23 protein-coding genes are annotated in these 25,874 nt (G+C 32.5%); 15 read left to right on the forward strand and 8 right to left on the reverse strand.

The genetic code is table 11. The features are described from left to right. Window positions 1–34: 34 nt before the first annotated feature. A complete protein-coding gene (locus ACPF9A_RS20805; protein ID WP_424000096.1) occupies window positions 35–412 on the reverse strand; it encodes a response regulator in 378 nt (125 codons plus the stop codon). A 165-nt stretch (window positions 413–577) separates the two neighbouring features. Further along, a complete protein-coding gene (locus tag ACPF9A_RS20810) occupies window positions 578–1,804 on the reverse strand; it encodes a hypothetical protein (RefSeq protein ID WP_424000098.1) in 1,227 nt (408 codons plus the stop codon). 110 nt (window positions 1,805–1,914) lie between these two features. On the opposite strand from ACPF9A_RS20810, the gene ACPF9A_RS20815 reads away from it, so the two are divergent. From ACPF9A_RS20815 to ACPF9A_RS20845, 7 genes are all read left to right on the forward strand, one after another. Continuing rightward, window positions 1,915–4,269, forward strand: coding sequence for a TonB-dependent receptor (locus ACPF9A_RS20815; RefSeq protein ID WP_424000100.1), 2,355 nt, complete (start codon window positions 1,915–1,917; stop codon window positions 4,267–4,269). A 90-nt stretch (window positions 4,270–4,359) separates the two neighbouring features. Beyond that, window positions 4,360–5,394, forward strand: coding sequence for a hypothetical protein (locus ACPF9A_RS20820; protein ID WP_424000102.1), 1,035 nt, complete (start codon window positions 4,360–4,362; stop codon window positions 5,392–5,394). Further along, window positions 5,387–6,655, forward strand: a complete 1,269-nt coding sequence (locus tag ACPF9A_RS20825; RefSeq protein WP_424000104.1) for a purine-cytosine permease family protein — start codon at window positions 5,387–5,389, stop codon at window positions 6,653–6,655. Before ACPF9A_RS20820 ends, ACPF9A_RS20825 begins: the two co-directional genes overlap by 8 nt. Window positions 6,656–6,840: 185 nt before the next feature. After that, window positions 6,841–7,578 (forward strand): DUF5995 family protein, encoded by a 738-nt coding sequence (locus ACPF9A_RS20830; protein ID WP_424004547.1) that lies wholly within the window; start codon window positions 6,841–6,843, stop codon window positions 7,576–7,578. Window positions 7,579–7,905: 327 nt separating this feature from the next. Further along, entirely contained in the window at window positions 7,906–11,403 is a 3,498-nt protein-coding gene (locus ACPF9A_RS20835) for a prolyl oligopeptidase family serine peptidase (RefSeq protein ID WP_424000106.1), read from the forward strand. 397 nt (window positions 11,404–11,800) lie between these two features. Next, window positions 11,801–11,965, forward strand: a complete 165-nt coding sequence (locus ACPF9A_RS20840) for a Lacal_2735 family protein (RefSeq protein WP_424000108.1) — start codon at window positions 11,801–11,803, stop codon at window positions 11,963–11,965. Between the two features lie 43 nt (window positions 11,966–12,008). Beyond that, window positions 12,009–12,365 (forward strand): DoxX family protein, encoded by a 357-nt coding sequence (locus tag ACPF9A_RS20845; protein ID WP_424000110.1) that lies wholly within the window; start codon window positions 12,009–12,011, stop codon window positions 12,363–12,365. 3 nt (window positions 12,366–12,368) lie between these two features. On the opposite strand, the gene ACPF9A_RS20850 is transcribed toward ACPF9A_RS20845, so the two are convergent. Continuing rightward, window positions 12,369–12,731 (reverse strand): DoxX family protein, encoded by a 363-nt coding sequence (locus tag ACPF9A_RS20850; protein WP_424000112.1) that lies wholly within the window; start codon window positions 12,729–12,731, stop codon window positions 12,369–12,371. 99 nt (window positions 12,732–12,830) lie between these two features. Between ACPF9A_RS20850 and ACPF9A_RS20855 the strand changes: the two genes are divergently transcribed. Further along, entirely contained in the window at window positions 12,831–14,084 is a 1,254-nt protein-coding gene (locus ACPF9A_RS20855; RefSeq protein ID WP_424000114.1) for an NAD(P)/FAD-dependent oxidoreductase, read from the forward strand. 239 nt (window positions 14,085–14,323) lie between these two features. Further along, window positions 14,324–14,935, forward strand: coding sequence for a hypothetical protein (locus ACPF9A_RS20860; protein WP_424000116.1), 612 nt, complete (start codon window positions 14,324–14,326; stop codon window positions 14,933–14,935). 186 nt (window positions 14,936–15,121) lie between these two features. Here ACPF9A_RS20860 and ACPF9A_RS20865 read toward each other — a convergent pair whose 3' ends face one another. The 4 genes from ACPF9A_RS20865 to ACPF9A_RS20880 form a co-directional block, all read right to left on the reverse strand. Further along, the gene (locus ACPF9A_RS20865) at window positions 15,122–16,153 is read right to left on the reverse strand and encodes an AI-2E family transporter (RefSeq protein WP_424000118.1); all 1,032 of its coding nucleotides are present in this window, start codon (window positions 16,151–16,153) and stop codon (window positions 15,122–15,124) included. Window positions 16,154–16,912: 759 nt separating this feature from the next. Next, window positions 16,913–17,764: a formate/nitrite transporter family protein gene (locus tag ACPF9A_RS20870; protein ID WP_424000120.1), complete on the reverse strand. Its 852-nt coding sequence runs from the start codon at window positions 17,762–17,764 to the stop codon at window positions 16,913–16,915. 459 nt (window positions 17,765–18,223) lie between these two features. Continuing rightward, window positions 18,224–18,868, reverse strand: a complete 645-nt coding sequence (locus tag ACPF9A_RS20875) for a thiamine phosphate synthase (protein WP_424004549.1) — start codon at window positions 18,866–18,868, stop codon at window positions 18,224–18,226. Window positions 18,869–18,981: 113 nt separating this feature from the next. Then, window positions 18,982–19,599 carry a hypothetical protein gene (locus ACPF9A_RS20880; RefSeq protein ID WP_424000122.1) on the reverse strand — a complete coding sequence of 206 codons (618 nt, stop codon included), beginning with the start codon at window positions 19,597–19,599 and terminating at the stop codon, window positions 18,982–18,984. A 254-nt stretch (window positions 19,600–19,853) separates the two neighbouring features. On the opposite strand from ACPF9A_RS20880, the gene ACPF9A_RS20885 reads away from it, so the two are divergent. From ACPF9A_RS20885 to ACPF9A_RS20900, 4 genes are all read left to right on the forward strand, one after another. After that, entirely contained in the window at window positions 19,854–19,994 is a 141-nt protein-coding gene (locus ACPF9A_RS20885) for a hypothetical protein (RefSeq protein ID WP_424000123.1), read from the forward strand. A gap of 144 nt (window positions 19,995–20,138) precedes the next feature. Then, the gene (locus tag ACPF9A_RS20890; protein ID WP_424000125.1) at window positions 20,139–21,356 is read left to right on the forward strand and encodes a DNA cytosine methyltransferase; all 1,218 of its coding nucleotides are present in this window, start codon (window positions 20,139–20,141) and stop codon (window positions 21,354–21,356) included. Next, window positions 21,356–21,619 (forward strand): ATP-binding protein, encoded by a 264-nt coding sequence (locus ACPF9A_RS20895; protein WP_424000127.1) that lies wholly within the window; start codon window positions 21,356–21,358, stop codon window positions 21,617–21,619. The genes ACPF9A_RS20890 and ACPF9A_RS20895 overlap by 1 nt, the downstream gene beginning before the upstream one ends. A 696-nt stretch (window positions 21,620–22,315) precedes the next feature. Further along, window positions 22,316–23,338, forward strand: a complete 1,023-nt coding sequence (locus ACPF9A_RS20900; protein ID WP_424000129.1) for a hypothetical protein — start codon at window positions 22,316–22,318, stop codon at window positions 23,336–23,338. On the opposite strand, the gene ACPF9A_RS20905 is transcribed toward ACPF9A_RS20900, so the two are convergent. Continuing rightward, entirely contained in the window at window positions 23,248–24,171 is a 924-nt protein-coding gene (locus ACPF9A_RS20905) for an IS1595 family transposase (protein WP_424000131.1), read from the reverse strand. The genes ACPF9A_RS20900 and ACPF9A_RS20905 overlap by 91 nt on opposite strands. A 54-nt stretch (window positions 24,172–24,225) precedes the next feature. Between ACPF9A_RS20905 and ACPF9A_RS20910 the strand changes: the two genes are divergently transcribed. Beyond that, window positions 24,226–24,525: an ATP-binding protein gene (locus tag ACPF9A_RS20910; protein ID WP_424000133.1), complete on the forward strand. Its 300-nt coding sequence runs from the start codon at window positions 24,226–24,228 to the stop codon at window positions 24,523–24,525. Window position 24,526: 1 nt separating this feature from the next. Further along, entirely contained in the window at window positions 24,527–25,633 is a 1,107-nt protein-coding gene (locus ACPF9A_RS20915) for a hypothetical protein (RefSeq protein WP_424000135.1), read from the forward strand. Window positions 25,634–25,874 lie beyond the last annotated feature (241 nt).

Raw genomic sequence — 25,874 nt, forward strand, 5'->3', positions numbered from 1 at the left:
TTCTTATAAATTATCAGGAAGTTAGAATGCGGAGTTATGCACTTGCTTTTTTTCCATAAATCTTGTTATAAACTAAATCTATAGCATTATGAAGTTCACTTTTGGTGAATGGTTTGCTAACAAAATCAACACACCCAAGTTCTCTGGCAACTTCTTCAAATTCATGCTTGGTAGAACTTGATATAAATGGCAAACGGTCTGCAAACATCTCTAGAAAAGAGAGTCCGTTCATACCTGGCATTTCAATATCTGACATGACCACTTGTGGTTTTGCAATCTGTATATGTACCCAAGCATCATAAGAATCTTCAAACGTAAGTACACTACGTACTAACGGATGAGTTTTGGCAAGCTTTTCGGCTAATGACAACCATAAAGGGGAGTCATCTACTATTATTAATTCGAGTATCATTAATCTTATTTCGGGGGTTAATGACCGCAAAGTATCTCATTATCTAATTATGAAAAATTAATTCAGATAAACGGCTTGAAAGTATCTTTATATGTTAATAGTACACTTTAAAAATGACATTTAAGTTGCGTATAACTGTCCTTATAACAATTACTTTTCTACCGATTATGCTTCAATAAAATCAACATTCAATGACCCGTTCACCAATCTATTTTCATTATCTATACCACTAAAAACACCTTCTTGGTTTCTACTGTTGTTTTTCAAATAGTAGCTTTTAAAATAAATATTAACTCTTTCTAGTGCTATTATTCCTGAAAAATTGAACCTGAAATTAATTACAGATCCTTTATTTAATAGCTCTATTCGGTCCTTTTCTATATAAACATTATCGGTTAGTGTTACTATTTCAAAATTCGACTTCAATATTTTAAATTTCAATTTCTCTTTAAAACCGTCGGTAAAATCAAATGTAACATTATAGGTGCCGGGGAGTTTACCATAAAGAGATGCATAAGGACTATTACTTGACAATTCTAACGCGTGCCTAGGGACAACACTTGGATTTACAATACGCTTATTTCTAATTTCCATGGCAATATAAGCTGGTATACTAGGATCTTTAGATTTTTGCTCCATCTCTTGCTTGCTCGCACATTTCTCTAAAATTGATCGACCTGCAACCGTATTAGTAAACAAATCAAAAGTGCAATATGTGCCTATTAGGTAATTTATGTTAGAGGGTGCTCGATGACCTAAATAATAAATTTCACTGGCTCCGTCAATATATTTATCTCCAGAAAGCGTATTGGTTTTTATGGTAAGGGTATCGCCTTGTCGTTTTATATTCCCATGGCTATAATACTCTCTCAATGTGCCATCTTCTAAAGGATACATGAAGATATGTTGAATTTTCTTCCAGTTTTTAGATATGATACTTTGCCCTTTTAATATGGTATTATCTTCTCCAAAATAATAATTGATATAATAATAGGTAATATCATCATCATTAGTTCTAAGTAAGGTAAGCTGCTTATCATATTCATCATTTGATGTTTTATTTTCTAATAAGAATGCTTCATAATCTTGGTACCCTAAAAATAGCAGGATAATAGTCTTATAATAATGGTTCAGTTTTATCAAAGGTTTCCCTTTTTCAAACTCACGAAATTTATCATACAAGTATTTACCGTTTATAAACTCTGAACCTAAGGCTTCAAAATCACTTTTTAAACTTGGCTTATTTTCATTAAAAGCACCATAACCGTATAACTGAAATGTCTTAGGCAATTGCTTTAGCCTATGCCTTTTTAAAAATTCTTCGTGTATCTTATCTATAAGAATTTTAAAATATTCAGATGTTAATAGTAATGAACCTGAGCCTGTTATCATAAATTCCTATTTTAACAATAAAATTATTAAAAATATTTTTAGTATTAAGAATTAATCATAATTAATACATGTATTTCTACATTTAGCAAACAAACTAAACTAAACAGGACATGAAAAAATTAATTTTACTTATTTGTTTTCTGGTTTCATCTTTAGGGTTTTCACAGACTTTGGTGACCGGTAAAGTAACAGATCAAAAAGGTGAACCACTGCCAGGAGCTAGTATCGTAGAAAAAGGAACTACTACTGGTGTAATTACCGATTACAACGGTAATTTCGAAATAACAGTATCTAGTGACGATGCTACATTACTGGTTTCTTTCATTGGTTTTGAAGAAATGGAAATTAGCATTTCTGGGCAATCGAACATTGATGTTGAACTAACTGAAATGGCAGTTTCGCTAACCGGTGTTACGGTACAAGGCTTCTCAGGGGTTATGGGAAAATCAAGAAAGCGAACAGAATCTATACAGACTACGCCTGAATCGGTTACAGCATTAAATGCAGAAGGTATTGAAAGCGCCGGTATTACTGACGTAAGCTCATTTTCTACATTAGTACCAAACTTAAAATTCAACTCATCTCAGACTATTGGTCTAAATTTTATTACAGTAAGGGGTATACCTCAAGTAAGGGGCGGCGATGCTCCTTTGGCTTTTGTAATTGATGGAGTTACCATACCTGATCCAAGTTTATTAAGTCAAGACTTATATGACTTGGCATTAGTTGAAGTTGTTAAAGGTCCGCAAGGCGCCTTATACGGTAAAAACGCTATTGGTGGTGCGATAAATATTTACACGAAAGACCCAACCAATAAAATGAGCAACCAAATTAAACTTGGTCTTGGTAATGGCGGTTTTAAACAAGCACAGTTCGTATCATCTGGTGCAATAGCAAAAGATAAATTATTTTATCGCTTTTCAACACAGTATAAAGATTTTGATGGTTTGTTAACCAACGAATTTCTTAATGAAAAGGTAGATTTTAGAGAAGACATTAATATAAGAGGTCAGTTAAAAGCTAAATTGACAAATAATTTTTCTATCACAGGTTCTTACCAATATTTTAATATTGACGGTGGGGCAACCTATTATTCGGTAAACCCAACAGGCACCGATGGTGAGTTTACCGGTGGTATTCTTGACCCTAATCCTTCAGACGGTAATAATGTTATTTTTTCTGATGTTTTAGGCACCTCTAAATTGACCAACAACTACGGTACAATTAAAATGGATTATAACTTAAGTAACGTAAAATTACAGAGTATTACTTCTATAAATAGAGTAGAGCGTTCTACTTATGGCGATTTAGATTTTCTTGAACTAGATGGTTTAACGCAAGGTGAAGAGATTACTACTAAAACCTTCAACCAAGAAGTTAGAATAAGTAATGCTAAAACCAATACTAAATTCGACTGGAGTGCTGGTGGATTTTATCAGAAAATTAAAAAAGATTTCTATCAAAATGGAACTACCGGTGTAGATTTTGGTGGTCCGTTTGAATATGATACCGCAGATTATATCAACGAAACACAAACTGTCGCTTTATTTGGTTTTGGAGATTACAAACTAACCGATAAGTTAACATTATCTGCAGGTTTTCGTTTAGATATGGATAAGTTTACGCAAGATGATGTGCTTTTTGTTACCAACTCAGAAAGAGATAACAACGAATTTCAGCCTAAAGTTTCTTTATCATATCAAGCAAATAAAAGTGTTTTGGTATACGCTAATTATGGTCGTGGTTATAGAAATGGTGGTTTTAATGCGCAACCTACTGATCTTTTTAATAGGGAATTCGACGACGAAACTTCAGATAATTATGAACTAGGATTTAAAACAAGTGCTTGGAACAACCGCTTTATACTTAATGGATCTGTATTCTATTCTACGTTAAATAACCAGCAACAATACATTTTAGATTTGACTACTTTCATTGCTGGTGTATACAATTATGACAAAAGTGATGTGTTCGGTTTTGAGCTGGAATCTCGTGCAAGACTTTCGAACTTCTTAGATGTCTTTGCCAATGTTGGGGTAACCGATGCAAAAATCGTAGAAGGTGGAACCACAGGTGGTGACGATGGAACTTTTACAAACAATTCTGCTTACGATGGTCAAAAAACACCGTTTGTACCTTTAAGTACTTTTGCTGTTGGTTTAGAATCTTCATTCAATATTACCGATGCTTTAAAATTCAACGGTTTCTTAAACTTAGATACTACAGGTAAAACCTACTGGCATGAGAGTAATAGAGATGCATTTACTACAGATGCTTATTCTTTGTTAGATGCACGATTAGGACTTTCTTATAAAAATTGGAAGCTTGAATTATGGGGTAAAAACTTGACGGATAAAGAATATTACCAAGAATTCTCACCAGGAGAGTTTGTAGGTAGTCCTGATGATGTGGCTTGGAGAGGACAACCCTTAACAGTCGGTACTGCTATTTCTCTAAAGTTTTAAGTAATTACCAATCGTAATTAAAATAAATACAAATCTCAATTATGGGCATCTAATTCGTGATGCCCTTATAATCCATTTTCAAATTCACATATGGAAACTAAAAGAGCTCGTTTTTCAAGAATATTAATGGAAGATATGTTTCAGGTACAACCTGGAGAAACCATTGCCATTACCGCGGATTTAGGTACAGATAGAAATACTATAGATGCTATGGCAAATGCAGCAATAAACGCAGGTGCATTACCATTGGTCATGTATATTCCACAGGCAAAAAAAGATGGTCAGGCTGGTATGGTAGACTGGCCTTCAGAAGCGTTAACGGCAGCATTGCTTAAAGCTGATGTTTGGATCGAGGCTAATTCTGTTGTAATTCTATATTCTGATATTTGGGAAACCACTATGCGCGATAATAAAAAACTACGTTATTTAATCATTGCCGAAAGTACGATAGATTCTCTTGACCGTGTATTTACAGGCTATGAAATTGCCGATCTAAAAAAATTATTGGAACCATTGACTAACATGGCAAAAAAATGTAATACAGTACGTATTACAAGTAAAAACGGAACTAATGTTTCTTACGATATCGATACGAATTATACGTTTGATTATGACGACGGGGATTTCTCAAAACCAAAATTTGGTACAGCGCCAGGTTTTGTGAATATTGTACCTAAATTAAATAGTATGAACGGCCGTATCGTATTCGATTATTTACAACATGCTGTACTTAGCGATAAGGTTGAATTTATTATGAATGATGGTGTCATAAGTGAAGTAAAAGGGGAGGGCGCTGCCCAATTTAAAGAATACCTAGCTTCGTTCGATGATGAAAATATGTATAAAATCTCTCATAACATGCTAGGCTTAAATCCGAAAGTTCATGCCATTACGGGCGAATTGGTAGAAGACGAACGTATTTGGGGCGGTGTAGATTTTGGATTTGGACATACTAGCGCTATGGATATGCCGCCAATGGGCCAAATGGCAAAATCGCATTTTGACGGTGTAATTGCCAAAACCAGTATTTATTTTGACGATATACAAATTACAGATGATGGCGAAGTTTGTCATGAAGAATTAAGACCTTTAGCAGAAAGCTTACTAAACGCTATAAATGTCTAACCAAGCAGATCAATACGCAACAACCAAAGTACAACCAAAAGATTTTGTATCAGGCTGGGTTGTTGCGCTAATTATTGCAAGTACCGGACTCTCGGTTTCTACGCTGTTTTTAGGTTCAGAAATTGCATTGGGTCTCGGTTTTGAAAAAGCGCTGATTGCCTTTGGTATTTCTACCTTGGTTTTGACACTTATGTGCATGGCAACAACGCTAATTGGTAATCGCTCAAGGTTGTCTACCTATATGATTCTTCATTTTAGTTTTGGAGAATATGGTGCAAAAATCGTTAATTTCATTTTTGGGGTTACTCTGGTTGGTTGGTTTGCTGTAGCATTAGAACTATTGGCTATTGCCATATTCGATACCACGACAAGTGCCTTCAGCTTTACCATATCCAAAGAGATTATAATTATCGTAACCAGCTTAATTACTACGATTACTGCGGTTTATGGTATTCGAAGTATTGAAAAAGTGGCCAATATATCCATTCCCATTTTAACCGCTTTTTTAGGTTACGTATTTTACTTGACAATAAACAAATTAGAAAGCTGGTCTGTTCTTTTTGACTATGTACCCGAAGAAAACTCGATGACACTTTTTAAAGCAACATCTATATTGATAGGTGCCGCAGTATTGTTCCCCGTATTAATGGCAGATTTTTCAAGGTTCGTAAAAACAGATAAGCAAAGTTTAGCCTCTGTGCTAGGTTTAACTATTGGTACTCCATTAGCTTATATTCTAAGTGCCGTGCCATCTATAGAAACAGGCGAAGTCGATATTATTAAAATAATGGGAGAGTATAATTTGGTGATTCCTGCTTTTTTATTGTTGTTTATTTCTACATGGAGTACCAACGCCACCAATCTTTATTCGGCAAGTTTAACTTTTACCACCATTAATAAAAAATGGACTTTTAAAAGTGTTGTTATGATTTCAAGTTTATTTGGAACATTACTCGCATTGTTAGGCTTTGCCACCTATCTTTTTGAATTTTTAGAATTTTTAGGCATTTTGGCACCATCAATTTCTTCTATTTATTTTATTCATTTCTTTTGGATTAAAAGACAGCGATATAATTTAGATGAAATAGCCAAATGGGAACCAGCTGCTTTAATTAGCTGGATACTGAGTTCTTTTATCAGTGTGCTTACTTATTTAGAAATTTTTCAAATTACAGGCGCTTATTTTCTTGATTCTTTTCTACTTGGTGCTGTCATTTATTGCGCTTTTAAATGGAAAGCAATTTTAAATTCTACGATATAACTCTACGATTACAAAATCAAGTTTAATCTATAGCTTTCAATAGCTGAAAACTTATTTGTACCGTTGGTAATTTATCTAATACCTTATAATTTAATTCAGTACTTGAAATTCTATCAGTACATTTAGCATCGAACAAGCATTTTTGATATTTAATAAATTAGCATAGCATCAGCCGACCAACCACCATACAGGAAGTTCTAAATCAATTAGACAGTATCATTGATAATGCTACAATAAACAATGACCGTATCGGGTATTTTGCCTTTCTATATAGAAGGGTTACTGCTGAAATACTGAATGAGGTGCAATTAGGTAATTTTGAAGATAATGACCGAATGGAAACTTTTGATGTTGCCTTTGCCAATTACTACTTAGATGCCTATGATGGTTATATTAACAATCAACCCATTAGTGCATCATGGCAATTTGCCTTTGACACCAAGAATGATTCTTTAACGATTCTGCAGCATATCATGCTGGGCATCAATACCCATATTAATCTAGATTTGGGTTTAGCCGCAAGTACTGCTATGAACGGGGCAGAAATATCTGATATCGAAAAGGACTTCAACACCGTAAATACCATACTTGGTAATATTGTTAATGAAATGCAAGACCGACTGAGCAGAGTTTCGCCTTTGTTATTTCTTTTAGACCTTGCCGGTAAAAATACAGATGAGGAAATCATCAACTTCAGTTTAAAGAAAGCTAGGGAACTCTCGTGGTATAATGCCAATCTGCTTTGGGGATTAGGCGCCAATCAGCAAGATGCAGCTATACAGCAAATGGATAACATCGTGTTAAGACTTGGAGAATTTATAAAAGCGCCTAAATCTAAAATTGTGACGTACGCTCTTAAGTTTATGGGCAAGTTTGAAGAAAAAAATGTGGATAGAGTGATTTCTAAGTTAAGGGAGGAGTAAACTACTGTTTTTTCTGTGCCAGTAATTTATTTTAATATAACACTCTTTAAATCAAACTATTACTACATTTAATTAAACCATTTCCGCTTCAAAAAAAGCATATTTATCATTTTCTTCACCATCAAACTTTACCAGAAGTTTATGAAAATAAGATTGCATTTACTTTAATCGTTATTTTTATTTGTAAATTTAAACATTTAAAGTAGTAAGAAAAATACGCTTAATTAATCTGATTTATTTATAATGTCTTTAGTGCGGTCAATGGCACTTTGTACATGAAGAAAAGATGTATTACTTGTGAAACTTACTACGATTCAATTAAAAAAAATGATAGCCAACCTTTACAGAAACTTTCTTCTTATTGTATTTCTATTTATAACTATTACATCTTTTTCGCAAACAACCGTAATTGGTACCGTTGTAGATAAAAAAGATGCTACAGCGTTACCATATGCCTATTTAAAAATTGATGATATTGCTTTAGGTACCGTGACTGATGGAGATGGCAGATTCAGAATAATTATTCCTGAGAAGTATACGAACTACAATATCACTTTGGGTTATGTTGGTTATAAAGATCTACACCTTACAATCAAAGATTTTATAGCTAAAGACGGAGGTGTTTTTGCAATGGAATCTACTAACCTTGAGTTAATGGAAGTTGTTGTAACTCCGAAAAAAATGCCTAACGCCAAGGCTTTATTAAAAAAGGTAATTAAGAACATACCTGCCAATTATGCAGAATCTCCTATTAAAATAACTGGTTATTATCGAGAAACATTGAAAGAAAACGGAGTGTACATTAAATATTCAGATGCCGTTTGCGATTATTACGCAGAGCCATACAGTAACAAAAATTATAAATGGAAAGAGTACCAAAACCCTAGTGATTATTCATTCAGTAATGGTTCTTTTAGTTTTTATTCCAATTCATTACATCGTGTTCATTTTCACCATAGAACCTTAAAAAATGAACAAGTAGCTATTATCAATTCACGCTCAAGTAGTAATTTAAGTAAAAGAGATTTTGAAGCTAATATTGAAGGCGGACCATTAGGTCTTTTCGCCAGAGATAGAGTTAAATACCAGCAAAGTTTTTTAGGGAATAAAGCTAATCGCGATTTTACATACAAAATTTCTGAAGTGGAGAATACATCTGGTGGCTGGCTATATGTACTTGACTTTGAAACTAAAATTACAAAAGAGGAATTAGATGCCATTGCATCTCCTAATAATAGAAAACAGTGGAATAAAGCTAATAAATACAAATTACTAAAAGGAAAAATTTATATTGACCAAGATGATTTAGCGGTAATACGATATGAATGTTCAGTACCTAATAAGCTTAAAGAATATTTCTGTGGATATGGTGATATGGAAGTGAAGCATTTTGATTTTAAGTTAGATGTTACTTACAAGAAAAAAGGGAATCAATATTATATTGATAAAATGCGGCATGAAGATGAGTTCATATACAAGGATACAACCGATATTACCACCACATATTATTCTGCCATTTCAGAATTCAACACCACTAATATTGACCTAAACAATCAAACTAAAATATCCGAAGAAGAAAACTTCGCAAATACGACTTCTAATCAATTATATGAACTTCCTTTAGAATACGATGATGATTTCTGGCAAGAATACACCTCTAAAAACCCTATATCTACTATAAAATCGACGATTAGAGAAGATATGGAGTTAGACAAAAGTCTTGAAAGGCAATTTCATGACAAGCATGTTAGAAACGATTCTATGCCTGAGCCAATTGCTAAAATTGAGCCCTCTACATTCAAAATACACGGCGAAAATTATACTGACAATTATGCCTGGTTAAAAGATACTAAAGCTCCTATAAGCAATAAACCTGTTATGGATTATTTGCGTAAAGAGAATAAATACACCGAAAATTATAACATTCCGCTTAAAAAATCGCAACGTAGTATTTACCTGGATTTAGTTAAAAGTATTGAAGAAAATAGTACATCTCTAAGAACTAAAAAAAATGGTTATTTCTATTACAGTAAGTATAGCGAAGATGATGAGTACCCAGTATACTATAGAAAGTCAGTTGAAAATGATTCAGTAGAAGAAGAATTATTAAATGTAAACGAATTAGCCAAAGACAAAGGGTATTACAATGCAGGTGTTGGTTCTGCGAGCCCCAATAACAAACTAATTGCGGTGTATGAAAACACCACTGGCAAAGATGAATACGTACTGAAGGTGAAAGATTTAAATAATCAAACTTTTTTAGCAGATTCTATTAACCGAGTAGGTAATATGGTCTGGTTAGATAATGCCAGTTTTTTATATGCAAATATTGAAGATGGTACTTATCGTTCCTCAAAAATACTTCGTCATTTTTTAGGTACTGATTCAACAAACGATTTAATAGTTTACGAAGAAAGTGACCCTAGCTTTAACGTTAGTATTGAAAAATCTAAGTCTAAAGAATATATTTTCTTAAATACAGGTAGTAGTACTACTTCAGAAAATTGGTATCTAAAAACCGATAATCCAAATGGTCAATTCAAGGTCATTCAACCACGTGAAAAGAATCATGTTTACCACACTACCGATTATAATAACAAATTCTATATTCTTACTAATGAAAACGCTTTGAATTATAAAGTGGTAACAACAGAAGTAGATGATGCCTCAAAAAATAAATGGAAAGTTTTAATTCCGCATCAAGCTGGTGTTCTTATTCAGAATTTGGAACTATTTGATGATTACATAGTAATCAGCGAAAAAGAGAATGCACAATCACGTATAAAAATTATTGACCGAAATACTCAAGAAAATCATGTCATAAAATTTGATGAAGAATTTTATAATATTGGTATTGGTTATAATCCTAATGTCAAGACCGATAGCTTGCAATTCAGTTATAGCTCTTTTGAAACGCCTTACACCACCTATAATTATAATATGAAGACCAAAGAGAAAAGTTTGGTCAAGCAACATAGTAAACCCATAACACATCCTTTCTTTAAATATAAAATTGAGCGAAAATGGGTAACTGCCAAAGACGGTAAAAAAATTCCCTTAACGCTAATCAGTAATAACTGGCGAACTAGACGTAATAATGCTAAACATAAAGTCTATTTAACCTCGTACGGGGCTTACGGTATGGGACAAGAACTCGTTGGGGGTCCAACGGCACATCATATGGTCAATAATGATTATCTATATGCCATAGCACACGTTAGAGGCGGAGATGATTTAGGTAGAGAATGGTATGAAGATGGTAAACTATTTAATAAAAAGAATTCATTTTCAGATTTTATCGCCTGTGCAGAATACTTAATTGAGGAAGACTATGCTCAAGAAGGTCATATTGTCGCTGATGGTGCTAGCGCAGGCGGCTTATTAATGGGTGGCGTAGTCAATGAGCGACCAGAATTATTTAATACCGTTATTTTGAATGTGCCTTTCGTAGATGTTATCAATACGATGTTAGATGAGAATTTGCCATTAACCGTTGGGGAGTTTGATGAATGGGGCAATCCTAAAAATAAGAAGGAGTACGAATACATTAAATCTTACAGTCCTTATGATAATGTCAAAGCTCAAAATTATCCGAATATGCTGTTCTTTACAGGTTTAAATGATACAAGAGTCGGGTATTGGGAACCTGCTAAAATGGTTGCAAAACTAAGGGCTACCAAAACCGATGACAATGTACTGTTATTAAAAACAGATTTTTCTAACGGACATAGTGGTGGGTCTGGTCGCTTTGCCGGTTTTAGAGATAGTGCCTATAAATTAGCTTTGATTTATGATTTAAATACCATACCAAAAGATACTCCTTAAAGTTTTTTGCCAATAAAAATTAGTTGGTATCAAACGACTTTCACCCTACTCAAACGTATACCGCTGTTCAGCCGTAGAAGATGAAATAAGTAATAGATTAAATACTTTAATAACATCAAAATTTTAGGTTATTTTATATGACATTGCAAAACTTGAAACTCCCGATTTGCAGTTTTAAACATACAAAACTAGTTAGTACATCTCGATTAATGCTTAACAACTAAAAACGATAGAAAATATAATCTCCATTTATCATAACTCTATTTAGAAGCTACAATCTTCATTTACAGAATACACTATCTAATTTTGTTTAATTATATCTAAAAATAATTAAACATTACGTATCTTTATAGGCTAATAAATCACTAGATACATACATCAAAAATCTATAAAAATTATGTTCGGATTATTTAAAAAGAAATCAGAAAAAGAATTATTACAAAGTGAGTATGAAAAGCTATTGAAAGAAGCCTATACCTTATCTACAACAAATAGAAAATTGAGTGATCAAAAGACTTTTGAAGCCGATGAGATAATGAAGAAAATAGAACAGTTATCTTAATTCTCTCGACCCGTACAACTACCTACGAGTATAAAAAAACAAAATGAAGATTTTAAACATTGCCATACTTTTATCAAGTAGCGCCTTTTTATACTACGGTGTAGAATGTCTTTTCTCTCAAAAAATGAAAGATGAGTTCGAAAGATTTGGTCTAAAGAATCAGAGAGTTCTTACTGCAATCTTACAGCTAGCCGGTGGCTTGGGATTAATTATTGGTTACTTCTTTTCGCCCGTTCTTGTATTGGTGGCTTCAGCAGGTCTAGCACTTCTTATGTTTTTAGGTTTCGCGGTTAGAATAAAAATTAAGGACAGCGCAGCAGAATCACTACCATCTTTGGTATTGGCTCTTATAAATTTATTTATAGCAGTAAGCTATTTCCAACAACTTACTGCATCGTAAATTTTATGCAAAAGTTATAATCAAACAAAGTACTAGAAATATAGCTGCAGGAAAAGATTTTAGTAATGGGTCTTTTATTTTAATATGCATCGCTATTGAACCTAATAGTAAGGCTGCCAAACCTAAAGCTGCAGGTTGTTTTACTACAGGAAACCATATTGCAACAAGTAGTAAAATAGCAAGAGTTACTTTTAAAAATCCAATTACATAGCACATTTGCTTTGATAAGCCATAGACCTCAAATTCTTCTATGATAGTTGTCGCATTTCCACCACGCCATTTTGTTGGTTTTTTATTCTGTATTAGCCATACATTTAATATGCTTAAGGCGACTATAATTTGAAAGGCGATGATTAAATAATTCATGATTAAGATAGTTTTATAGACCAATTACATATATTAGTCTATATCAAAAATACTAATTTTGTTCATATAGATACTAAATTTGTTAAACAAAAATTTAAAATGAGTAATCAAGATACTAAGATTCATATTATAGGTGCCGGAATTAGCGGCTTAGTCGCAGCAATTGTACTTGAACAAAACGGATTTTCTCCTGTATTAATCGAAGCTACAGATAGGGTAGGCGGTAGGGTGAAAACAGATATTGTAAATGGGTATCAACTAGACCACGGATTTCAAGTATTGTTAACCGCATACCCGGCAGCTCGAAAATTTCTTGATTATAACGCTTTAGAACTACAAAATTTCTTACCTGGCGCTTCCATTTTTAAAAATAATAAACAAGAAGTAATTGGTGATCCGCTAAGAGATGCATCTTTATTATTTTCTACACTATTTGCCAATGTTGGCACTGTTACAGATAAATTGAAAATTTTACAACTCAATACGAAACTGAAGAAAAAATCGATTGCCGATATATTTTCAGATAAACCTCAAATGACATTTTCGTACTTGACAGATTTAGGGTTCTCTTCTGAAATAATAAATGATTTCTTCAAACCTTTTTTCAGCGGAATTTTCCTTGAAAACAAACTAGAAACTTCTAGCAGAATGTTCGAATTTGTCTATAAAATGTTTGGTGAAGGCAATGCTGCATTACCTAAAGGGGGAATCGAAGAAATTCCAAAGCAACTATTAAAACAGCTAAAAAGCACTACTATAAAATACAAAACTACTGTATCTTCAATTAGAGAAAACAAAATTCTACTTGCTGACGGACAAGAATTAGAGAGGGATTATATAATTATAGCAACAGAAGCGAGCAACTTAATTCAAAATTTAAAGAATCAGGCTATTGAATGGCAAAGTTGTGATACCTTGTATTTTGAGACGGAAAACAGAACGATTAAAAAACCCCTCATCGGATTAATTCCTGATCAAAACTCCCTAATCAATAACATCTTCTACCATACAAGTCTTAAAACCACATTAAATGCTGGTAAAGAATTGCTTTCTGTTTCTATTGTCGATAATCATGGGTTAACTGGTATAAAGCTTATAAGTCAAGTTCAAAAGGAGTTAAAAGAACTTTGTGGTATTACATCTACTACATTTATAAAACACTTCAGCATACCAAAGTCGCTACCAAAGTTGAGCGAACTACACTACGAGATTTCCCCTTCTGAAACACGCTTAACAGAGACTATTTATTTAGCTGGAGATATTCAATTAAACGGCTCTTTAAATGCCGCTATGATTGCCGGTGAAAAAGCTGCGCTGGGTGTTTTAGAAAATTTACAGGGCTTGTTTAAATAATTCGGTTTTAAATGCGACTTTTATAGTCTTACATTAAAAGGAATTTCATGATGTAGTGCTGCTAAATGAAAAATTACAAAGGATAAATACCTAAATTAAAACTCAATCTAAACAGCTATTATATTTAATTATCAATAAATTATTCATTATTATAAATATCGATTGTTATCGAATTTATTAAAGAAACAGGCTTTTAATAACTATGAATGCTTTAAACTTACGATCAAACTAAAATTTTAATGAAGAGTATTTTTACAATATTAATTTTATTTACAAGCTTTAATATTCAAGCTCACGAATTTTATACGGCAAAAGTACTACTAGCTAATGGTACTGTTATTGATTGTAAAGCAACTTTACCTGAAAATGAATTGGGGGAGACCTCAATAAAAATTAAGGAAAATGAAAATAAACCTGCTACCTTAATTATGAGCGATGACATATACCAAATTTTGTATGTTATCAATAATAATAACTACATTTTTGAAAGGCATAACATGGGTTTAATCAAAGAGGCTTATCAAAAACATCGAACCAACAATTCTTCTGGGAAAGAATGGTATTTAATAATTTCTAGCGATAATTTTATTAAAGTATATATCAGTGCGCAAAACTATTATTTAGACAAAGGTAAGGGTGTAATTTCTACCTATAGTTTTGAAGGTAGAAATATAAATTTCGGAACTAGTTACTTACTTAAACGTAAAAATGAAAATGCGCCTACTGTTATTTCTATGTCTAACATAAGTTATTCTCAATTTAGAAATTGGGCATCAGAATATTTTAAAGAAATACCTGAATTAGTTGAACGAATTAATAATAAAGAATTTAAAAAGTCAGAAGTAGGTTGACTCGCTTCAGCTTATTCTTCTTATCAAACAAAGTAATATTTGAAATTCGTTCTATCCACGTACTAATTGTTTATGCTAAAGGTCAATAAATAAAACACTATAATATTGCTTTTATAAATATGTGTTCTGAAGCTGCAAGTACATTAGAACAATCTATTTCTTTATATCATAAAGATGTACCCTATTTTATAGGTCTACTTCATTCTTAGAAGACATACTACCATATTCCTTGGTATATACCCTAACCATCATAAAAAATAGGCTAATAAGCAACGGACCGAAAATTAAGCCTATAAAACCAAAAATGGGTACTCCTATAATTACTCCTATCAACGTAATCAAAGGGTGTACATCATCTAACTTGTTCAACACGTAAACACGTATTACATTGTCTGTGGTACCTACAATGATAATACCATACAATAAGATACCCCAAGCCTGAAAATTGTTGTCATTGGACAATGCAATTAAAAAAACAGGAATAATACCAATAATAGCTCCTATAACGGGCACCATAGATCCAACAGTTACTATTACCGCCCAAAAGAAAGGTTGTTCAACACCAAAGATTAAAAAGCCAATTAAAGCAACTATACCCTGGGCAATCGCCACTACTGGTATCCCTATCGCATTAGAGCGTACCTTTTGGCTTATTTCATCAGATATTAATCCACTATACTTCTTTTTAAATGGTGAATACGTATCAAAAGCTGCATTTAAGGCCTCATTTTTAGTCAACATAAAATAGAGCAAAAAGTACATCATTGCAATAGCTATGATCATATTGACCGAGCCACCCAAAACACTCTGCAGTCCTTCAGATAATGTAGACGATATTTTCGAGGTGTCCATACTAGATGTTAAATCGATACCGAAGTGTTCTTCCCAAACAGCTATTTTTTGTTTGATCAAGTCTATATAACGTTCAAAATTATTGAGTCCCTTTCCCACCTTTTTACCTAGCATTAAACCCACACCGGCAAAAGGGAGTAAAATGCAAAAAAAAGAGATCACCAATAAAAATAATGCCGCTAAACCAGGGCGCCATTTCCTAAGAATTAATTTCTTCATAGGATTCAATAGCAAGATGTATAAGGTCAACGCTCCAAGAAAACCAGAGAGATAAGGAACTAATGATTTGAATAATACGCCTCCCATTAAAACAATGAACAATATCATAAATAGTTGGCGAATAATATCTGCAGGTATATTTTTCATAGTAATAGCATTTTTAAACATTTATAAGGTGTTGTTTATAAACCTTAAATGCATCAAATTAAGTTCGGTAAACATATGGATTCCCAATCATATTTATTATTATATTTTTACGTGTTATAATTAATATTTCTTCCGACCACATTTTCAAAGTCTAACAACATATGATCAGATTATTTTGCGTCTCAAGAAAAATAGTGGTATAAAATTTATAGCCTATTCGTAAGTATAGGTGCCTGAACTTTATGTATTTGGATATTCAAATGAAACATTAAAAATAATACGGAGCATTTTGTTATAAGCAGCTTCGGATTCAATATTTGAGTGGTTTCAAATGAAAAATGATAAGATTATTAAGAGGTGTATATAGTAAGCTATTTTTGGGTAAAGCGATATACTTTAATAAGAAATGGTTAATTTGAATATTAAAGTAACTCAAGGCGAGTATTAGGGCAATTTAATTATGGTTTCGACGGACTTAAAATCCATAGACCATATCTACTGTACTTATAGCTATAAAGATATTGATAAGGATTTGGTAACGCAGTTTAAGTTAGAAGGATTGTAATTTCTAAAGAATACTAAAATGAAAAATAGCGCTTTACTGCGCTATTTTTTTGTGCCAAATTTCAACTTAAAACTGATATGATAATGCGGATTACATAGCTTTTGTCAAGAGAAAATTCAAAGAACTAATTTTGTTTTTTGCTACAACCAACACAAAGAAAAATACAATACTAAATATCTCATAATCAGATAGTATCACACCTTCTCCTCATAGTTAGATTCAAAAATTCGGTATTTAAATAATCCAACAACTACTGCGCCACCAATACTGTTACCCAACAATGCTAAAAACAAAAACCAGAGGTAATCTAGAAAGCTAATATCAGCGGAATGTAGAAAGGCACCGAACACCTCTATATTACCGACAATACTATGGTGAAATCCTCCAAAACCTATAACACCGGTAATCATAATTATAAGTACCACACGGGTAAGCGAATTCATGGTACTGTTCAATAACCAAGTCAAAAGCCCCATAAGCCATCCGGCAACTACGGCACTAGTTAATAGTACCCAAGAATCTTCTTTTGCGACATGGGTACCAATTTCTACCATGGTTTCCGCTGTAAACAGATGAAGATGGGGCGCAAGAAATCCGATAAAGACTGCAAAAATAATTCCGCCTATAATATTACCTAGAATAACCAATCCCCATACACGTAATAACTCCCAAATGCTGCGCTGACCATTTAACATGGGCAAAGCCAATACCGATGTTTGTTCGGTAAATAGAGCAGATTTTCCGAGAATAACCAAAATAAATCCGACAGGGTATACCAGTGCAAAAAGTTTAAAAATGAACGTTGTTTCAATAGTACCGTTCAATAGATAATACAGCGCACAGATCATAAAATAACTAAACCCAATTTCTAGTCCGGCAATTAGCGCACTTAAGAACATGGCTTTATTTTTTACCTTGAAAATTTCTTCTCCTTCATGAATTACCCTACTAAGAATAACACTGTACTCATTGCCGCCCTTAATTTCTTTAGATTTTTTCTCCAGTTCTTTCTGATGGTCTTGTTGTTCTTCTTTTTCGGTTTCCATAATTTGGTGGTACGTTTTAAAATTGGCCGCTGTAATTAATACTTCACTATTTCTCTGTAATATATTAATAAATAGCTAATTACATAAATTAATTCAACGGATGATACTGCTATAAGATTTACGCTTTCTTTGAAAGTTTGTTTTGAAATTAAGTACAGAGCATAAATTTATACCTAGCATTTTTATTTTAAAAATACATAACGGACCGGACTATAGTTGCTCCTAATACACTTTTAGATAGCTTTAAAAAACAACAAGGTGCGTCTAAAGTATAGTTGTACATAACCAATGCGCAGTTTAATTATGGTTTCCAAGAGCTAAAAGAGTTTATTGCCCATCGCTTTTGCCCCAATAGCTATAAAGTTATTGAAGATGATTTTGAAACGCAATTCAAGTTAGAAGAATGTTAATATGCTACATAATAGCAAAATCAAAAATAGCGCAGTATTGCGCTATTTTTTATTCGAAAGTATGTCGTTGTTCTGCTGTTGAAGATGCTTGCAGTAACTGGTGAAATGTTTTTATACTATCAAAATTGCTCGTAATCTCTTCTGATACCGCAATGCCAGATACGCCTGCTTCTAATAACCCTTTAACATCTGCTGTGGTGATACCTCCAAAAGCAATAATTGGAGTTTCAGTTTTTAAAGCTTCTAAGAGTAACGTATACCCATTTAAACCTAAAACCGGACTCGAATCTTCTTCGTTGACAGTAGCTTTAAACGGACCTAAATTGATATAATCAACTTCTTTGGTCAATAGTGTTTCTGCGTCTTGCAAGGTGTTTGCCGTACCACCGATCATTTGCCATGTGTATAGCAGTTTTCGAACCTCGGTAGGGGATTTACCTGTTTTATCTAATAGAACTCCATCTGCTTTAATGGTATGTGCAATCTTAAACTGATTCTCAATAATCAACCGGGTCTGAAAATGAGAAGTGATTTCCCTAGCTTCCTCAGCTATTTTTAAAAACTTCTTTTCTGATACATCATCTAAACCTAACTGTACCAATTCTATACCCGAAGTACACGCCTTTTGTATATTTTCCAAAACCTCTTTTGGTGAATTTCCTTTTGGTATGTAATGTAGCTTAGGGATTATCATGTCCATAATTATAGATGTAAACGTTGGGTTATTTAATTGACAAAGTTACGTATGTATTGTGGTAAATGACCCATTGTGATATGATATAGCCCTATTTTAATAACTTAAATACGTTATCTCCATTTGCCGTATAAATTGACCCCAATACGCCAAGAAGCTCCATCTCTATTAAAAAGTAATTCTGTTTGCTCACTACCTCCAGGAATTACGCTACCAGAAACAGGAGGGTTAATAGTTGCATTTGGTTCGGCAAGTTTAGTGCCATAATCTGGGTAAACTCTTGCGGAAACACCTATTATATCATCATCATCGCGCCACCTCCTATCATTTAGTTTTGGTTCATTTCCAGCGACCCATATTGTATTAACATCTGGTAAATTCCCCAGTGTAACACTAGCCTGTGCCGCTTCCTCTATACTATTTACAAAATGTGATAGATCTTCTTCCCTTTTATTTGAATTGTCGCATTCTATAGCCCTAATTACGTATGCGAAATATGGACTACCTGCACTAATAGTTGCAATACTTACAGGGTTTCTAAACGTACCGTAATGATCAGGCCAACTGCCAAGAAAATCAATAGGTCGTTGCTGTTTTAAATCAATACTAATAGGGTTAACATTAACTTCATTTCCAACTATTGTAATGCCCACTATTTGTAATACACCCTCGTCAGATGATTCCTGTTGCCTTTCTAAAGATCTTGTAAAAGTCATTTCAAGCTCAAACATAATTTTATAATTTAAATGATTATCCTTTTAAATTATAAAATTAAATATCTGATTATTAGAGTTTTGTGTCACATGCAAATTGAATATGATGTATTGAATAAATAACGGTATGTATGGAAATTAAGATTAGAAGAAATCTTTAATCTTCAAGTCAATAATGTTTTATTTCATTATTTACGTTGATTACGGAAACCCGTAACAAATAACCATGGTAACGTTTTATTTTTAACGCATAGATTTTAGAACCAACAACAATGATAAAAGTTGAAGCTATTAAACCTGGTCCAAAACCAAAGAAAGAAGATGGTACTCCTGATAAAAGGAGGAGAGTAACGCCGGATAATAAACCGAAACATCCAAAACTAAAACCTCATAAACATAAACCAAATGATTAATGAATAATAGTGTTCAATTTTAATTCGAATACATTTATACTAAACTTAATTAAGAGTGTAATTGTACGACTGATATCATTAATAATATGATAAAATTTTACATTAAGTGAATATGCAATTTTTAATTATTAGTATATTCACGTTATGAATTTTATTGACTTATTTTCCGGTGCTGGTGGTCTTTCAGAAGGCTTTATTAAAGCAGGGTTCAATCCTATAGCACATGTTGAAATAGATTCACATGCTTGTAATACATTAGAGACAAGATTAGTTTATCACAAACTGAAACATGAAAATAATCTGGAGCATTATTATGACTATTTAAATGATAAAATCTCTCGTGAAAATTTCATATCAAAATATGGAGATAAATCCTTATCAGATTCTGTTTTAAATATAGGTATCGGCGGTAAAAACAATGATTTTATTTTTACTGAGATAGATAAATTAGCAGGAAATAACGAAATTGATTTAGTTATTGGTGGACCGCCTTGTCAAGCTTATTCTTTAGTTGGTAGAGGAAGGGATAAAAAAGGTATGAAAGATGACCCTCGCAATTTTCTTTATAAAGAATATGCAAAATTTTTAAAAAATTACAGACCTAAAGTTTTTGTTTTTGAAAATGTATTAGGTCTTATTTCTGCTGAAAAAGGTCTGTATTTTAAAAATATGCAAAAATATTTTCGGTCAATTGGATATAATTTAGACTATAAAATTCAACATTCTGAAGATTTTGGAGTACTTCAAAAAAGAAGAAGAGTTATTTTAATAGGTTGGAGAAAAGATATAGATTTTAAGTATCCAGATTTTGATAAAATTTTACACAATTTTAAAGTTAGAGATATTCTAACAGATTTAAAAAAACTTAAACCTGGAGAGCAAAAAAACATCACTAAATATAAATCAAATACAAATGAATATTTAAATCAATTTGAAATGCATAATGGTGTAGATTTTGTTACTCAACATATAGCTAGACCTCATAATGATCGAGATTTGGAAATCTATAAAATAGCTATTAAAAAATGGCAAAAAGAAGAACGATTAAAATACCCTGATTTACCCGATGATCTAAAAACTCATAAAAATGAGAAATCCTTTTTAGATAGATATAAAGTTGTTGATGCTAACGGATTTTCTCACACAATGGTAGCACATATAGCTAAAGATGGGCATCATTATATATATCCAGATAGCAAACAAGTTCGTTCATTATCTGTACGTGAAGCTGCTAGAATACAATCATTTTCAGATGATTATTTTTTTGAAGGAGGAAGAAGTGCTGCCTTCAGACAAATTGGAAATGCTGTACCCCCATTAATGGCAAGAGAAATTGCAAATGAATTGATTAAAATAGTATAATGAGTAGTAAAGATAATTTTTATCATATAAGACCAGCAGCAAGGCTAATAACTACAATTGGAGAAGATTTAATTGGTGATTCTTACGCTGCAATTATTGAGCTTGTTAAGAATTCATTCGACGCGGATGCAAACTATGTTGATATTACTTTTGATTACAAAGATAATTCATTTCTATATATTGAAATATTAGATGATGGACATGGTATGTCCAGAGAAACTATTTTGACCAAATGGCTTGTACCTGCTACAGATAATAAGTAAAGAGAAAAGTCAAGTCCTAAAGGAAGAAATTTCCAAGGGAGAAAAGGAATTGGTAGATATGCCGCTGCAATATTAGGGCAAAAACTTAATTTAACCTCAATAGATAAATTAGGCGAAGAAACACTTGTTGAGATAAATTGGGGAATATTTGACGAGAAAGAGTTCTTAGAAGAAGTTTTAATTGAAGTTAAATCAGCCATCACAAATAATAAGTCAGGAACAAAATTAATAATTGAGGCTAAAGGTGAAAAACTCAATGAATGGGGAAGACCAGAATTATTAAAACTAACTAGAGAACTAAGAAAGTTAAAATCTCCAATTCTAAAAAATAATATTGACAAAGAAATTTTTAATATTAATCTTGCTTTCATCAATTGTCCGTTTGAAGAATACAATAATCAGGTTTTTGAAATTGAAGCTTTACCTATTAGCGATTTTTTTGATTATAAAATTAGTGGAGAAGTAGATTCCGATGGGAATCTTAAGGCTATTTATGAGAATAGCTATGATAAAAGCACTACACATGATAATATTTCTTTTCCTATAAAATTAAAAAATGAAAACAACTATTGTGGACCTATAAAGTTTGATTTCCGTGTTTTTGATAGAGACCCAGAAGCTATATCAAACTTAATTGATAAAGGTTTAATAGATCCTATTACAAAATTAGCTATAGGTAAAAGGGAAGCAAAATTAATGCTTGACGATGCTTATGGCGTTAATCTATATAGGGAAAAATTCAGAGTTAGACCTTATGGCAATGGAGGAATAGATTGGCTTGATTTAGATAAAAGAAGAATTCAAAACCCTTCATTTCGAATTAGTAATAATCAAGTTATTGGTTTTATCGAAATTATGCCTGAAGAGATATCAGGTTTGAGAGAAAAAAGTGCTAGAGATGGATTAAAAGAGGATTCAAATTATTTTGGGTTAATTGAAATTCTACAAGTTGTAATTAATGAACTTGAATCAAGAAGATATAATTACAGAAAAAAAACAGGAAAAGGGAGAAAGTCTGACACAACTAAAAAAGAACTTGAAGAGTTATTTGACTTTGAAAGTCTGTCAAAAGATATTAGCAAAAAACTAGACTCTTTAAAAGCTGATGATAATACGATAAAAGAAATAAAATCTTTAATAAAAAAAGAAGCAGAAAAAAAATCATTAATTCTTAATAATATTCAAAAGACGATTGCAATATATCAAGGTCAAGCAACTTTAGGTAAAGTAGTTACAGTATTGTTGCACGAAGGTAGAAAACCTGTTAGTTATTTTAAGCAACAATCTCCAAACCTGTCTAGATGGTTAAAACATTATAAAGCCAAAGGTGATTGGTCAGATGAAATATATGATGACATTTTAGATAGGCTAGAAAATTATAAAGAGCAAAGTATTTTTCTTTCTGATTTATTTAAAAGATTAGACCCATTGGCAAAACAAAATAAAGGAGATAAAAAAGATTTTTCAGTTATAAAAGCTATTGAAAAATCTGCTGCAATTTTTAAAACAGTTTTTGATGAAAATTCCATTAAATTCAGTTTAAAAGGAGAAGAAAATATTTTATTCAAAGGATGGGAAGAAGATTTGATAATCATATTTACCAATTTAATTGAAAATAGTATTTTTGATTACTCGTTTATATACCAGTACGGGGTTATGATCGCGATTGTGAGTCTATCGAAAAGCCTTTCCCCAAAGTATCTTCTATTGAGTTTATAGCAGAATTCGTCAAGGTAGTTCTGCAAGTATTTCCCTTTTATCTTATGGTATATGCCCAATAAGGTCCTTTTGGCATTGGCAATGGCGATATGTACCCATTTTAGTGTCGTTGCCGTGGTTTCCTTACCGGATTTTTCCATTATGTGCATCTCGACATAATCGGATATGTTCACATAACTCGTGCTTTTGTCGCTGAAAACGATGCTCGTTTCCTCAAAGTTGCCCTTTACGGTTTCATCTATTTCCTCTGCCTTATGGGATGTAAGTACCTTCATCTTGAAATATCGGCAATGGCTACTCTTCTTTCCGGTAGCGGGGTCTTCCAAAGGCGTCGATTCGGCCATTACCGCTACATTGGACTGTTTTTGGCTACCGCGCCCCCTTTTAAGGTTCTTCTTTACGATCTCCTTGGTAGCAATCTCAAAATAGCCCTCGTCGAACTCGATTTCCCCCTTTAGTCCGTAAAGCGCGTCCCGTTTACCCATTGCTTCCCTTATTCTGTGCATGAGCGACCAGACCGTATCGTACCGCTTGTGGCCTAGCTGACGCTGGAGTTCCACGGCGGAGACACCCTTTTTGCTATAGGTCATGAATGCCATGGCGATATACCATGTCCTTAAAGGCAATTTGCTGTTCTCCATCATGGTGCCGCTGCGAAGGGTCGTCCTGAAACCGCAGTCTGCGCATTGCCATTGTCCCTTGGCCTTGAGCCAATACTGCTTTTTACCCTTACACTTCTTGCATATCACGACCTGCTTTTCCCTAACATTTCGCATATCGGTGCGACAGGATTCCTCATCGGGGAACTGCTCCATAAATCTTAATAGGTTCATATCTTACTATATTTGTCCTAAAGTTAATAAACAAAAGGATACTGGTAAAGTACCGTGGAATCAAATAGTATTTATTGGTTAAATGAATTAGAAAATGAAAATGACAAGAAAATTTCAATTTACCTTGAAGACGGCAAAAAAGATATAATTATACATTATAAAGATAATGGACCTGGAATTAGTAAAAATGATATTGAAAGTGCTGCTATATTTAACCCTGGATTTTCAAAGAAAGTAAATGGAACAGGATTAGGATTGCCTATTGCTGGCGAATCGGCAGATAGACTTAATGGAGTTATTTTAGCTCATGATATTGATAATGGAGCTTACTTTACAATAGAAATTAAAAAATAATATGGCGATAATTGATATTCTAATAGTAGAAAACGATCCAAACGATATTCAAGCCTATCAAGATACCATAAGAACATTAAATATGGAATATGATGGAAATCATGTTATTAAACCTGTTGTAAAGACTACTGAAAAAGAAGGTTTAAAAGAATTAGAGGAAAATGAGTGGTCGGCTGCATTTATAGATTTAAAATTATCAACAGAAGATATATTAAGTGCTGAAGAAGGAAATAATTTAGTAAATCAAATTTATACTAAAAGACGATTTCCTGTTTATATTATAACAAATACTCCAGGAGATGTAAGTCCTGATTTTATTCAATCAGATTTTTTAAAAATTAAAACGAAAGACGGTATTGACTATAATGAAGTCTTTAGCGATATTATCAATATTCAAGAAACGGGAATTCTTAAAATCATAGGAAAACAAGGTCAAATCGAAAAATATTTGGATAAAATATTCTGGAATAATCTATCTACATCAATTGATTTATGGTCAAAGGACAATTCTAGAAATTCAGAGCAAAAGGAAAAATCTTTATTGCGCTATACACTACTTCATATGTTAGAGTATCTTGATGAAGCAAAATATCATCCAAGTGAATTTTATATTACTAAACCTATTAAAGAAAATATTTTCACTGGTGATATCGTTCAGTATTCAGGTGAGCGTTATATTGTTTTAACTCCTTCATGTGATATTGTAGTTCGTATAAATGGTACTAGGAATACAAAAAGAATTTTATTTTGTAAAATAAAAAATTTAGCTTCGGAAATAAAAAATTACAGTTCACTAAGTGGTGCCACCGGAAAAAATAATGATACACGTAAGCGACTAAGTAAATATATACAGAATAATTCCTCAGCCAATTTTCATTTCATTCCTAAGCATAATAATATTGATGCCGGATTAATTGATTTTCAAGACAAAACAACTGTAAGTGTAAGAGCCGTTGATCGTAAAATAAAAAAAGGAGAATGCAAAAGAATTGCAACAGTTTCTATGCCTTTTTTAAAAGATATCATTTCTAGATATTCCAATTATTATAGTAGACAAGGCTCCCCTGATTTTAATATTGATGAAGTGTATAGTTCTATATTTAAATAGCAAATGATTGCTAATATTAAATTTTAATATTACTTTTTTTTTTGGTACGAAGTTATAATGCCTATAAGAATTGATATTTTAATAACTAGTATAACATTCAATTGTAAATAAAATTAAGTTATCTAAATAATTTTTATACTTTAATCATAGAGAATTTTTAGTAGTATTTTATTACAGACTTATTTTTCATCATAAGGAAGAAATTGGGAAAATAAGTTTACTTCTTACAGAGAGTCTCTGT

Source organism: Maribacter sp. IgM3_T14_3 (assembly GCF_049603095.1).
Classification (GTDB): Bacteria; Bacteroidota; Bacteroidia; order Flavobacteriales; family Flavobacteriaceae; genus Maribacter.